Source organism: Polaribacter sp. IC073 (assembly GCF_007997075.1).
Classification (GTDB): Bacteria; Bacteroidota; Bacteroidia; order Flavobacteriales; family Flavobacteriaceae; genus Polaribacter.
In genome coordinates this window covers 17852-32318 of record NZ_VORS01000010.1, presented here as the reverse complement: position 1 = coordinate 32318, position 14467 = coordinate 17852, and the positions used below count along the sequence as shown (strand labels likewise).

The following is a 14467-nucleotide window of genomic DNA, read 5'->3' as shown; positions in this document are numbered from 1 at the left end:
TCTAATATAAAAAAATATGATTAAATACTCTTTATTTTTTACGTTGATGCTACTTATGTCTTGTCAAAATTCTGGTAATACCAAAGACATTCAGAATGAAAAAAATAGTAAAGAAACCTTAAAACCGCAAACCCCAATTATGGGTTGGTCTAGTTGGAATAATTTTCATGTGAATATTAATGAGGAGATTATAAAAGGACAAGCAGACTTTATGGTTTCTTCGGGAATGGCAGCCGCTGGTTATTCTTATGTGAATATAGATGATGGTTTTTTCGGTGGTCGTGATAGCGAAGGAAATTTATTAGTACATCCAGAAAGGTTCCCAAACGGAATGAAAGTAATTTCAGATTATATTCATTCGAAAGGCTTAAAAGCGGGTATTTATTCAGACGCTGGTATCAATACCTGTGGATCTCAATGGGACAAAGACACGATTAGTGTAGGATCTGGACTTTTAGGTCATGATAGAAAAGATTTAAAATTGATGTTGAAAGACTGGAATTATGATTTTATTAAAATTGATTGGTGTGGTGGAGATTGGTTAGGTTTAGATGAAGAAACAAGATACACACAAATTGCCAACATTATAAATGAAATGAAACCAAACACCGTTTACAATATTTGTAGATGGAAATTTCCAGGGAAATGGGCGTTACAAATAGCAGATTCTTGGAGGATTTCTGGTGATATTTCGAATGAATTTCATTCTATTTTAAACATTATAGATTTGAATGCAGATTTATGGAAATATGCTTCACCAGGTCATGTAAATGATATGGACATGTTGCAAGTTGGTAGAGGCATGAGTTTTGAAGAGGATAAAACGCATTTTAGCATGTGGTCTATGATGAATTCACCATTGTTAGCGGGTAACGATTTAAGAGAAATGAGTCAGCAAACCATCGATATTTTAACCAACAAAGAAATTATTGCGTTAAATCAAGATCCGTTAGTGTATCAAGCAAGAAGATTGGTAGATCATGGCGATTTAGAAGTTTGGGCAAAACCATTAGTTTCTACGATGAGCGGTAAAGTAGCAGTTACTTTACTGAACAGATCAAATGAAACAAAAACAATGAGTTTTGATTTAGATACTGTAGGAATTGATGTTGCAGAAGGATATGCGTATCGCAATATATGGGCAAAAAAAGATTTCGAAAAATCGAATCAAAAAAGTTTGTCTTTTGAAGTAGCTCCTCACGGAGTAGTAGTTTTAACAATAGATGGAATTTCAAAACCATTTAATGTATTTCAGAATAAATAAAGTGTACGTCATTTAGATTGAAGTTTAACGGAATGAAGATTCTCTAAATTCTGATTGTTTTTGTTAAGTTTTTCGAAACGTTATTCATAGTGTCATTCCGACGATAGGAGGAATCTCCTAAAGTTTATATTGAGTTCAGTCGAAAAGCTAGAAAAGGATAAAGTAAAATTGTTTTTTGATACAAAATTTTTGAAAAATAAATTTCACTCGAACGGACAGCCAATTTTATCAATTCTAGTTTGCGCACTGTCTCATCGAGTGATTTTGTTTATCACAAAATTATATCGAGATGTTTTTAAAGATGATTTTTCTTGTAATTAAATGATATTATAAAGTTACTAAAGGAATCATCATTTTATGAAGACAGATGTTTGTATTAATAATAAATAAAAGAGAAAAATAAACCCAATGAAAAATCTGATATCAACTTTCTATATTCTTTTTTTTACAGTTTCAATACTGGCACAAAACAATGTAAGAGAAATACTCACTTTAGAAAAAAACTGGAAATTCACCAAAGGTGCTCTAAAAAACGCACAAGATATTTCTTTTGATGATTCAAAATGGGAAACGGTTGTTGTACCGCATGATTGGGCAATTAAAGGTCCTTTTGATAAAGAAATCGACAAACAAATGGTTGCTATTGTTCAGAATGGAGAAAAAGTAGCCACTGAAAAAACAGGTAGAACAGGTGCGTTGCCATACATTGGTATTGGTTGGTACAGAAATGAGTTTTCGTTGCCTAACTTTAACAAAGATAAAAAAGTAATACTATTGTTTGAAGGTGCGATGAGTGAACCCGAAGTTTTTCTGAATGGAAAAAAAATAGGAAGTTGGAACTATGGATACAGTTATTTCTACTTTGATATTACAGAACATATTCTCGCAAATAAAAAAAACACATTAGCCGTTAAATTAACAAATAAAGGTTTGTCTTCACGCTGGTATCCGGGAGCAGGTTTGTACAGAAATGTACGAATTATTACCAAGAATAAAGAAAGCATCAAGCAATGGGGAACGTTTATAACAACCCCCATAGTTACCAAAGAATTAGCGAAAGTAAATGTAAAAACGAAAGTTTTAGGAGAAGGATTGACTCTTGTTACCAAAATTTTAGATGCAGAAGGAAGCTTCGTTGCTACCAATAAAACTTCGTCCATTTATGGAAATGAATTTGAGCAAAATATAGCTGTCAATAATCCGAATTTATGGAGTCCGGAAACGCCTTATTTATACACTTCTATTTCTCAAGTATACAAAGGAACTATTCTAAAAGATGAAATTTCAACACGTTTCGGAATTAGGTCCATCAAATACGAAGCAGAAAAAGGCTTCAGTTTAAACGGAGAGATTACAAAGTTTAAAGGCGTTTGTTTGCATCACGATTTAGGACCTATCGGAACTGCTGTAAACAAATCTGCTATCCGAAGACAATTGCGTATTTTAAAAGATATGGGTGTAAATGCCATTCGAAGCGCACACAATATGCCTTCTTTAGAACAACTAGAATTAAGTGATGAAATGGGGTTCTTGTTTTTAGCGGAAAGTTTTGATGAATGGGCAAAACCCAAAGTAGAAAACGGCTACCATCGTTTTTTTGAAGAAGATGCAGAAAAAGACATTGTCAATTTGGTACATGCAACCAGAAATCACCCAAGTATTGTTATGTGGAGTTCTGGAAATGAAGTTCCTGATCAATGGGGAAGTGATGGCGCAAAACGTGCGAAGAGATTGCAAGATATTTTTCATAGAGAAGATCCTACAAGACCTGTAACGGTTGGTATGGATCAAGTAAAAGCAACAATAGCTTCCGGATTCGGAGCTTTATTAGATATTCCGGGTTTAAATTATCGGACACATTTATACGAAGAAGCGTACGAATCTTTTCCGCAAGGTTTAATTTTAGGTTCAGAAACAGCTTCTACCGTAAGTTCTCGCGGAATTTATAAATTCCCAGTCGTAGAAGCTAAAATGAAACAGTATGACGATTTTCAGTCATCTTCTTACGATTTAGAAGCTTGCAGCTGGTCTAATATCCCCGATGAAGATTTTGTTTTACAAGATGATAAACCTTGGGTTATTGGTGAGTTTGTCTGGACTGGTTTCGATTATTTAGGAGAGCCAACACCTTATGACACCAAATGGCCTTCACGCAGTTCGTATTTCGGAATTAACGATTTGGCAGGTTTGCCAAAAGATCGCTATTATTTATATCGCAGTCGTTGGTATACAAAAGATGAAACTTTACACATGCTTCCGCATTGGAATTGGGAAGGACGAGAAGGAGAAATTACACCCGTTTTTGTCTACACAAGTTATGACAGTGCAGAACTTTTTGTAAACGGAAAAAGTATGGGGATTCAGAAAAAGAATAATAGTTCTCCTAAAAATCGCTACCGTTTAATGTGGATGGACGTAAAATATGAACCAGGAACTATAAAAGTGGTTGCCTTTGATGATGAAGGAAAAGCGGCTGCAGAAAAAGAAATAAAAACGGCTGGTAAACCCTACAAACTAATTTTAGAATCAGACCAAAAAACATTAAAAGCAAACGGAAAAGATTTGGCTTTTGTTACAGTTTCTGTGGTAGATAAAAACGGAATTCTTTGTCCGACAGCAACCAATCAATTAAAATTTAAAGTAAAAGGAGATGGTACGTATAGAGCAGCTAGTAATGGCGATGCAACTTCTCTGGAGTTATTCCATTTACCAACCATGAAATTATTTAGCGGGAAATTAGTTGTTTTGGTACAATCTAATGAAAAAGCAGGAGAAATAAATTTATCGGTTTCTGGAAAAGGACTAAAATCATCAAAAATAAATATACCCACAAAAAAAATATAACAATGAAACCATTCAACATTCTTACAACATTTTTAGTGTTAATCTCCTTAGTGAGTTGTTCAGCTAAAAAGCAATCCGAAGAGAAACAAAAAGACAGCAAGCCAAATATTATCTATATTTTGGCAGATGATTTGGGGTATGGAGATTTAGGCGCTTACGGACAAACAAAAATAGAAACCCCTAATATTGATGCACTAGCAAAAGAGGGGGTCTTATTTACCCAACATTATACTGCTGCACCCGTTTGTGCGCCAGCAAGAGCGTCTTTGCTTACAGGAAAACACGGTGGTAGTGCAAGTATTAGAGGAAATGACGAGTGGGAAGGAAGAGGAGCTGTTTGGAGTTATACCGCTACGCTTAAAGATTCCACTTTAGAAGGGCAGCGCCCAATGCCTAAAAATACAACGACCATTGCTCAATTATTAAAATCGGCAAATTATAAAACAGGTATTGTTGGTAAATGGGGTTTAGGAGCACCACAAACGCAATCTATTCCTACAGAAATGGGCTTCGATTATTTCTTCGGATACAATTGCCAAAGACAAGCGCATACCTATACACCAGTGCATTTATATGAAAATGACCATCGTTTTTACTTGAAGAATGACACGATTGCACCACATTCAGGGACTGGAAATGATGGAGATCCTTTAGATGCTGCAACGTATGAGAAATTTTATCAACCAGATTATAGTCCGTCTTTAATGTTTGATAAAATGATGGGTTTTATAGAAAAAAATAAAAAAGAACCTTTCTTTATGTATTGGGCAAGTCCAATTCCGCATGTACCATTGCAAGCACCAAAAAATTGGGTAGATTATTATGTAAAAAAGTTTGGTGATGAAAAACCGTATTATCACAAGAATAAAGGAAGTTATTTTCCGGCTAAAAACCCGCGTGCAACCTATGCAGCAATGGTTTCTTATTTAGATGAAAATGTAGGAAAGTTGGTTACTTATTTAAAGAAAGAAGGCTTGTATGAGAATACTTTAATCATTTTTACATCAGACAATGGGCCTGCGAGTCCTGGTGATGGTGGGGCAGATTCTGAGTGGTTTAACAGCACCGGAATCTTCAAAAATAACTACGGAAGGGTAAAAGGTTTTACTTATGAAGGAGGAATTAGAGTACCGATGATTGTTACTTGGCCAGCTAAAATTGAAGCAGGTTCTAAAAGCAATCATATTTCAGCGTTTTATGATGTTTTACCAACTTTTAATGAAATTGCAAATGTAAAAACAACCTATAAAAGTGATGGAATTAGTTTTTACAATGCGCTTACAAATGAAAACAAACAAGAGGCACATGACTATTTGTATTGGGAATTTGCAGGATATAAAGGACAAGTTGCCGTAAGAATGGGGAAGTGGAAAATGGTTTGGAAAAATATTAAAACAGGAAACAAGGAAGTAGAATTGTATGATCTAGATAGTGATATTCAAGAACAAAACAATGTGATGGCGCAACATCCAGAATTGCTTGAAAAATTCTTTGAAATCATTAAAAAAGAACACAAAACTCCAGAAAACAGCTCTTTTATAATTAAAGCTTTAGAAACAATTCACAATAAAAAATAAAGATCATTCTTCTTTCAAAGGTTTATAAATCCATCTATTAAAAACTCAATATAATTTAATTATAATGATATTGAGTTTTTAATAGATGGATATTTTACTTTTTTTGAGGGTTATGCTTTAAATACTTTACTTAGTATTTAATTCTAATAAAAAATCTTTTAGGGACTCATTTTTATTTAATTCTAGTTTTTTTCTTAATCTATGACGCGCCACTTTTACAGAACTTAATGAAATACCGAAAAATGTTGCAATATGTTGAGAAGGGAAATTAAGCTTTATTAAAGCAGACAATTGAATGTCACGTTCACTTAGTTTTGTGCATTGGTTTTTTAATTCTTTAATAAATGTAGGGTGCACCTGGTTAAAAATAGAGTAGAAGTTCTCCCAATCTTTATCCAATATAAAGCTATCATCTATATGGCTTATAATATCTCGTATACGCTCCTTATTAATCTGTGATTGTTTTATTTCATATTTAAGCTTTTCCTTAATATCGTTTAACAAATTGTTTTTATGAACATTTAAAAGCGTGTTATTCGTAAGTTCATTTATTTTAAAATTCAGTTCGCCTTCTAGCTTTTTTCTATTTAATTTCTGGTTAAGCTTTTCGGCATTTAATATTTCAATTCGACTTTGAAAGACTTCTTCTTGCTGTTTTTTTACTTCATCTGTTTTAATATTTAATAAACTTTTTAACTTTTCTCGCTGCTTTTTTATGGTTGATGTTCTCCATCTAAAAACTATAATAATTAAAGTTAAAAAAAAAACTACAGTTATACTACGGGTAGATTTTCTTTGCCATATTGTAGGTAGTACCTTTATATTTAATGATGCTACATGTGGACTCCATAAATTTAACTCATTAGCAACTTTGATTTCTAAAATGTAATTACCTGGCTTGAGTGAAGAGAAAGATAGATTCCCTCTATTTTTAATAGATTGCCAGGAGTCATTAATTCCTTTCAGTCGATATGCATATTTTAATATATTAGCATCATAAAAATAAGAGGATGAAAAGTTGATAGAAAAGGATATTGTATTATTGGGAATTTCTAACGGGGTATTTATAATTGCTTCATTAAAATTATAACTATGGTTAATTTCTTTTTCTTCTTTTGTTATTATTAATGCAGAGGTGAAAAAAACTATGGGCATCGGTATGCTAAGTTTTAAATCCTCTGGTTTAAAATAGGTTAAACCAAGGCTACTCGCCATTAATATGGCTCCGTCTTTAGTTAATGTAGCAGCACCACCATTAAAGGCTTGTACGCCTTCATTAGTAGTTAAGTTAATAATATTTCCTTTTTCATCCATTTTAGATAAACCTGTATTTGTACTAAACCACATGTTTTTATTATGGTCTTTTAAAATGCCTCTAATAATTGAACCTTCAATATTATTTTTTGTTTTTAAACTTTTAAATGTATTTGTTGTTCTAGAGTATTTATTTACACCATAGCCATACGTCCCGACCAATAAAGAAAGGTCGTCTGTTTCTGCTATAGAAGTAATATAATTACTTGTTAATGATGTTGAGTCTTGTTGTTTAGAATAATAACTTTGTATTTTATAATTATTCCCATTAATTTCGTATTTATGTAAGCCATTTCTAGAGCCTACCCACATATCTCCTTTAATATCTTCGTATATGGATGTAATATTGTTACCTGAAGAATATTGAGAAGATACTTGAATGTGTTTTAGAATATTTAAATTCATATCAAAAACTCGAATACCTTGGCTTGAACCCACCCATATGTTACCATTTTTTGTTTTTTTAATAGTGTAAATACGTTGTAGCTTTTTACTACCAGAAATATCTAGAAACTTTTTATTCTTGGTATCATAAATATTTAAACCTCCACGAAGTGTTCCTATCCATATCCTGTCTTTAGTATCTTCCATAAGTGCTAGTATTATATTACCACTTAAATCGGTTTGTATTTTTGGATTGTCGATGTAGGATGTTAGTTGTTTTGTTTTAGGGTTGTATTTCCTAAGACCATCACGACCAGCTGATAACCATATATTTCTATTTTTATCTTCTATAATGATAGAACTTTGTCCATCCATATAATTAAAACCTAAATTTCTTGCGGAAATACGTTTGATATCAAGATCATTTTTAATAATACAAATACCGCCATGAACAGTTGAAACTAATATGGTATTATCAAGTCCGTGATGTATAGATATTATTGAGTTGTCTGAAATAGAAGAACTATTATTAAAACTCTGTTGAAAAGAATAAAATAAACCAGACTTTTTTTCATATAAATTTAAGCCACCACCATCTGTTCCTATCCAGATATTGTTGTTGTTATCTAAAAATAAATCTAATACAAAGTTATTATTAATTGTGTTTTTGTCTTTGCTATTCTGTTTTAAAAAATGGGATTTTCTATTATTGTCTAAATTAAAACGAAATAATCCATCTCCATTGGTTGCAACCCAAAGCAAGTTATCTTTATCAATAATCATACTTTTTATGGCTATTTTATTTAAATTATTTGATAGTTTTGATTTTTTTAGCTTGTCTTCGTTATAAATGTAAATTTCACCTTTACTGTTGGCTAACCAAAGCATGTTTTTTTTTCCTATTGCTATAGAGGTATAACTCGAGGTCTCTTTATTAATTAATCTTTTTTTAGTTTTTTCTTCAATCTTATTATTACTATCTAACTTAAACCCAACTAAAACCGAATAAGATGTAAACCAGATATATCCGTTATTAGTTTGTATTAAATTTAAAACACTGCCTTTAAGTAGATTGTTAAATTCTTTGTTACTAGATTCTAGTCTATTAAAAGCATCTTTTTTTTGATTATATATGTATAATCCTTTACTAGTTGACGCCCATATATTACCTGCATCATCTTCTAAAAGTTGATTAACAATACAGTCTTGGTTTATATAATATATTTTGGTTTTTTCTCCATTGTATTTGTTAATTGCTAGCTCTGTTGCTGCCCATAATAATCCTTTCGAATCTTGAAGCACATCTGTAACACGATTGTCCGATAAGCCTTGTTTAGTTGTAATGTTTTGAAAGCGTAAAACATAATCTTGTGACTGCAATAAACCAAAATTCAAGGTAATAATAGCGAGTATGATAAATAATTTATTTTTATTCATTTGTTACCTGTTATGTATTTTAATTTAAAACATTACTTTAGCTAAAGTACTTAAAAATAATGCTTTTTTTGAAGTTTTTTAATTTAATGTAACTTAAATGTTTTTATAATGTAACCTAATTGTAACCATTTATGTACTTATATTATATATTGATTTAGCTAAATTTGAGAAATATAAACTATGTTTTTTAAACTCTTTAAGGAACACTTTTTAAGTAGTCATAACATATCCTATTAATCAAAAATTAAATTAAATGAAACAGAAACAATTATTCAAACTACTTTTATTACTTGTTGTGGTTACTTCAATAACCTTGGCTTGTAGTGAAGAATTCGATTCTTCAAAAAACAGGGAGTTGTATTTTGATATCACTACAGATTATTTTTCACCAGAAGAACTTCTAAGTATTGAGTCAGATTCTTTAAAAGTTACTATAAATACAAACTCTTATTGGGAAATTGCAAAAGGCAATAATTCAGAATGGATTTCTATAACTCCAAATAAAGGAACCGGAAGTAATATAGTTAAACTAGAATCTGAAGAAAATACAGCAGTAGGAGATAGAGAGGTTTGGGTTTATTTTAATGCATATAATTTAAAAGATAGTATTAAAGTAACTCAAAAAGGAAGAGATTTGGCGCTATCAAAATCAATCTTTGAGAATGTTATTGATAGCGAAAGTAAGTTAAGTTTAACAATTGAATCTAACAAAGAGTGGAAAGCTGTAATTGCAAAAACCTTAGATTGGTTAAGTTTAAATAAAGTTGCAGGAGAAAAAGGTATAACTGAGTTAGAACTTACAGTATCAGAAAATAAAGAAACTACAGTACGAACAGATTCTATCATGTTTATTGCTAAAGATAATAATGTAGGTTCTAAAGTATGGTTAAAGGTATCGCAAAAAGGTTTTGAAATGCCAGACCCTTCTATTGTGATAGAAACAGCGACTTTGAATGCATCTTCAGATGCAGGAACTTTCGAATTAGATTTTATTTCTAACATCGATTGGCAAATTAGTTCACCATTAAATGATGTTACGTTTTCTGCTTTAGAAGGATTAGCTTCTGAAAGTACCCAGAAAATAACGGTTAGTTACCCAGAAAACACGGTAACTGAATCTAGAGAGATTGATATAATTTTAAAAGGAAAAGCTCCAAACGAAAATTATGATATTACATTTAATCTGTCTCAAAGTGGTGTTGTTGCTCCAGGAATAATAGTTAAAAATACTACGATTGATATTGATGGTAAAAATCAAATTTTTACCATAGAATTAGAGTCTTCTAACGTAGCTTGGAAAGCGGTTTCTATGGATTCTAGGTTTGTAATAACCGAAAATGAATCTGGTGTTGCAAATACAACCCCCGTTTTAATAAAAGTAAATGTGTCAGAAAACAAAACTTTAAGTATGCTTTCTGGAACAATTGAAATACAAAAAATAGATGAGACTACAATAAAGACCGAAGTTATAGTAAATCAAGACCTTCATCCTATGAATGATGAAACTTTAGTATATACCGACCCTACAAAAACAGCATCGCAATTAGCATTAGATAAAGGTGTTTCTCACCCAACGCAACCAAATTGGAAGTTTTGGAATGCGCAGGAATTTACAGGGAATTCTACTGGTTTCTGGAATTTTGACACTAAACTATCTATTAGCCATGCCAAGTATAATGATGACATGAGAGTTTTGGAAAATGGAACGCTAAAACTTAAAACCCGAAAATTAGCAACGCCAACCACCAATAAATATGGTGATTCTGCGGAATATGAAATGGCAGCGTTGTACAGTAAACGTCACGATCAAGGTGGTGTTAAATGGGTGAAATTTACCACAAGTATGAGGGTTGAAGTGCGGTACCGTAATTCAGGTAAGCAAGGGTTTAATGAGGCTGTTTGGTTTATGGGACAAAGTAATTATGATTCTCAAAAAATTCCTTGGCCAGAATGTGGTGAAATAGATTTAGTTGAAGCGCCTTTTAAAAACGAATCACATTTTGCTTTGCATACCGAAAACTTCTCAGCAGATGCTGGAAATGCAGAAGCATCTAGTGTTAAAATAGCAAACGAAACAAATTGGAATATCTATTGGGTTGAGATTTTAGAAGATAGAGTTATAGGAGGTATCAATGGTCATCAATATTTTGAACATGTTAAAGGTGATGGAGGAAACAACGATTGGCCATGGGATAATCCTGCAGGAATGATGATGATCATTACACCTGGTATTGGAGGATGGACAGGAGTTATGCCGAATATGACTGCGGGCGAAGAAGCTGTTATGGAGCTTGATTGGATAAGGGTTTATACAAATTCTAACTTCAACGAAAGTTCTCAAGTAGGACACGATGGTAAATTCTATTAATAAGAACTAATAAAAGAAAAAGGCGATTTTAGATTTCTTCTTTTATTTCATAAAATTAAAACAATGAATAGTATAAAAATAGTATTATTTACTATGCTATTATCCCTTTTTTTTGGGTTTAGTAGCTACGGTCAGGATGAAGCTATTACCGTAAAAGGTGTAGTAACCGATGATACAGGAATGCCATTACCTAATGCAAGCATTATTTTAAAAGGAACATCAAATGGTGTTGTGTCTGATTTTGATGGTTTATATCAAATAACTTTTACGCCTTCTTCTAGCAATATTTTAGAATATAGTTACATATCCTATGAATCTGTTATAGTCACTATTAGTGGATCTGGAACTATCGTTAAGAACATAGCTCTTAAACCTTCTAACAATCAGTTAGACGAAATCATTATAGTAGGTTTTGGCACTAAGAAAAAAGAAAATCTTACTGGAGCTGTAAGTCAAGTAGGTTCTGAAGCATTAGAATCCCGACCAATATTACGAGCAGATCAAGCTTTGCAAGGTGTTATTGCTGGTTTAAATATTAGTACAGATTCTGGAGGTGAATTAGATGGAGCTTTTAATATAAATATTAGAGGTGTCGGTACTATCGGGGAAGGTTCATCAGGAAGCCCATTAGTCCTTATCGATGGTATAGAGGGTGATTTAAGTTCTGTAAATCCAAATGATATTGAAAATATTTCTGTATTAAAAGATGCTGCATCAGCTTCTATATATGGATCAAGAGCACCTTTTGGAGTTGTTTTAGTTACAACTAAAGCAGGAAAATCAGGGAAAACTAGAGTTAATTATTCAAATAACTTTCGTTTTGCAACCCCAATAAACGTTCCAAATAGAATGAATTCTTTAGAATATGCTTCTATGTTAAATGATTTATATCTAAATACAGGTAGAAATGCTATTTATGGAGAAGCTGCAATTCAAAGAATTAAAGATTATAGAAATTTTGATTTAGCTCACGGAACTCAGCCTAATTCTAGTGGTACGAATTGGCAATTAAATAGATCTGCTTATGGAAATACAGACTGGTATGATGTACATTTAAAAAAGCTAAGTATAGGGCAGGAGCATAATTTAAGTTTAAGTGGTGGTGGTGAAAAAATCACCTACTATACTTCAATAAATCATTTAGAGCAAGAGGGAACTTTTACCTATTCTGACGAGGTATTTGATCGGTTGTCTTTTAGTACCAAAATTAACGCAAAACTTAGTGAGAAATTTGATGTAAGTCTAAATACTCGTTTTATGCGTAAAAATAAAAATAGACCGACTGCACAAGACGAACGCTTTTATCACAACTTATCTAGATCAGTTCCAACATCACCTCTTTTTACACCATATGGCGAATATATGGAAAACTCTATGGTACAGCAGTTACAAGAGGGAGGGCGTATAATAGAGCAAACGGACTATTTGTATAATAAGTTAAAATTAACTTTTGAACCTATTAAAAACTGGAAAATACATGGAGAGTTTAACTCAAGAATAGAAAATCATGATAATTCAAAACATATTGGAAGAATCTCTGTAGTTCAACCTAATGGTGATAGTGAATATATTCCTGTTTTTTCTGGTTATGTTCCGAAAATTGAAGTTAGAGATTGGGGCATATTAGCAATAACTGCACCGGGTCAAAATTATTTTGAAGTTCAAAACGGACAAGTAAACTACACCGGATTAAATGTATATACAGATTATGAGAAGTCTTATGGAGATCATAATTTAAAGTTTCTCTTAGGTACTCAAACAGAACTATACAAATCTAATTTTTCGAGATTAGCAACAGATAATATAGATTCAGATGATCGACCATTTATATCTCAAAACGGTGATAAATATGTTTATGAATCTAAAGGAGAATGGAGTAATGTTGGCGTATTTACACGTATAAACTATAATTATAAAGATAAGTATTTATTAGAATTAAATTATCGTGCAGATGGGGCATCTCGTTTTCCTTCTAATCAGCGCTGGGGGTTTTTTCCTTCAGTTTCTGGAGGTTGGAATATTGCTAAAGAAGATTTTTGGGATCATATTTCTAGTAAAATAAATAATCTAAAGATTAGAGGTTCTTGGGGAGTTCTGGGTAATCAAAATACAAATAGTTTTTACCCATATTTTCAAAACATGAATATTGATAATGGTAATTGGGCAGTAAACGGCTCTGTGCCATCTCAGTTACCAATGCCAGCGCCATTTAGTACTTCTATTACTTGGGAAAAAATACGTAGTTATAATTATGGGGTTGATATTTCTGTATTTAAAAACCGTTTGACAGCTACAGCTGATATTTATGAACGAAAAACTATGGATATGATTGGTCCTGCTCCTTTAAAACCAGGAACTTTTGGTGCTACTGTTCCAAGAACCAATAATGCCGAATTAGTTTCTAAAGGTTGGGAGTTAGAATTGAGTTGGAAGGATCGTATAAATGATGATTTATCATACAATGCAAGCTTTGTACTTAGTGATGTTAAAACTAAAGTCACAAAGTACAGCAATCCAGAGAATATTTTATTTGTGAATGGTCGTGATCAGTTTTATGAAGGTAAAAATCTTGGTGAAATTTGGGGATATCAATCCGCAGGTATAGCACAATCAGATTTAGAGATGACTAATTGGTTGCAAAATAATCAACCCAACTTTGGAAGCGCTTGGGAAGGTGGAGATATTAAATATATAGATTTAAATGGAGACAAACTAATTGATGCTGGAGCTCAGCGTTTAGGAGATAGTGGTGATATGATTGTGATTGGAAATAGTACACCTAGATATTCTTTTGGTTTAAATTTAGGAGGACGTTATAAAGTGTTAGATTTTAGTGCCTTTATTCAAGGTGTTGGTAAACGAGACGTATTGCTCTCTGGAGGTGCATTTTACCCAGGTATTAGCCAGTGGCAAGTATCTCCCTACAGCGATCATCTAGATTATTTTAGAGCTTATGGCGCAGAATTAGGTCCTAATTTTGATTCTTATTATCCGAGACCATTTATAGGGGATAAAAACTACAAACCGCAAACACATTTCTTACAAGATGCCTCATATTTTAGATTAAAAAATATTCAAATAGGTTTCAACGTACCGAAAGATATTTTATCTAAAATTGGTGCTACTAGTATGAGAATCTATTTGTCTGGTGAAAACTTATACACAAATACGAAGTTAAGAACATTTGACCCAGAAGGAATACAGGATCTAATAAATGGTAGTGGAAAAACATATCCCATGTCCGCAACATACTCAACAGGGTTAAATGTAACATTTTAA

At 32.3% G+C, this 14467-nt stretch carries 6 protein-coding genes; 5 read left to right on the top strand and 1 reads right to left on the bottom strand.

The features are described 5' to 3' along the window. Positions 1-16: 16 nt before the first annotated feature. The 3 genes from ES045_RS14235 (at position 17) to ES045_RS14225 (ending at position 5685) form a co-directional block, all read left to right on the top strand. Positions 17-1264 carry a glycoside hydrolase family 27 protein gene (locus ES045_RS14235; RefSeq protein ID WP_223267265.1) on the top strand — a complete coding sequence of 416 codons (1248 nt, stop codon included), beginning with the start codon at positions 17-19 and terminating at the stop codon, positions 1262-1264. 408 nt (positions 1265-1672) lie between these two features. Continuing rightward, positions 1673-4108 (top strand): DUF4982 domain-containing protein, encoded by a 2436-nt coding sequence (locus ES045_RS14230; RefSeq protein ID WP_147116951.1) that lies wholly within the window; start codon positions 1673-1675, stop codon positions 4106-4108. 2 nt (positions 4109-4110) lie between these two features. Continuing rightward, entirely contained in the window at positions 4111-5685 is a 1575-nt protein-coding gene (locus ES045_RS14225) for an arylsulfatase (RefSeq protein WP_147116950.1), read from the top strand. 126 nt (positions 5686-5811) lie between these two features. Here ES045_RS14225 and ES045_RS14220 read toward each other — a convergent pair whose 3' ends face one another. Further along, the gene (locus ES045_RS14220; RefSeq protein ID WP_147116949.1) at positions 5812-8820 is read right to left on the bottom strand and encodes a two-component regulator propeller domain-containing protein; all 3009 of its coding nucleotides are present in this window, start codon (positions 8818-8820) and stop codon (positions 5812-5814) included. Positions 8821-9073: 253 nt separating this feature from the next. Between ES045_RS14220 and ES045_RS14215 the strand changes: the two genes are divergently transcribed. Both ES045_RS14215 and ES045_RS14210 read left to right on the top strand, forming a co-directional pair. After that, the gene (locus ES045_RS14215; protein WP_147116948.1) at positions 9074-11188 is read left to right on the top strand and encodes a BACON domain-containing protein; all 2115 of its coding nucleotides are present in this window, start codon (positions 9074-9076) and stop codon (positions 11186-11188) included. 63 nt (positions 11189-11251) lie between these two features. Beyond that, the gene (locus tag ES045_RS14210; protein WP_147116947.1) at positions 11252-14467 is read left to right on the top strand and encodes a SusC/RagA family TonB-linked outer membrane protein; all 3216 of its coding nucleotides are present in this window, start codon (positions 11252-11254) and stop codon (positions 14465-14467) included.

Coding starts and splice junctions, on each gene's coding strand:
- ES045_RS14235 (WP_223267265.1), top strand. CDS start 17: ATGATTAAATACTCTTTATTTTTTACGTTGATGCTACTTATGTCTTGT.
- ES045_RS14230 (WP_147116951.1), top strand. CDS start 1,673: ATGAAAAATCTGATATCAACTTTCTATATTCTTTTTTTTACAGTTTCA.
- ES045_RS14225 (WP_147116950.1), top strand. CDS start 4,111: ATGAAACCATTCAACATTCTTACAACATTTTTAGTGTTAATCTCCTTA.
- ES045_RS14220 (WP_147116949.1), bottom strand. CDS start 8,820: ATGAATAAAAATAAATTATTTATCATACTCGCTATTATTACCTTGAAT.
- ES045_RS14215 (WP_147116948.1), top strand. CDS start 9,074: ATGAAACAGAAACAATTATTCAAACTACTTTTATTACTTGTTGTGGTT.
- ES045_RS14210 (WP_147116947.1), top strand. CDS start 11,252: ATGAATAGTATAAAAATAGTATTATTTACTATGCTATTATCCCTTTTT.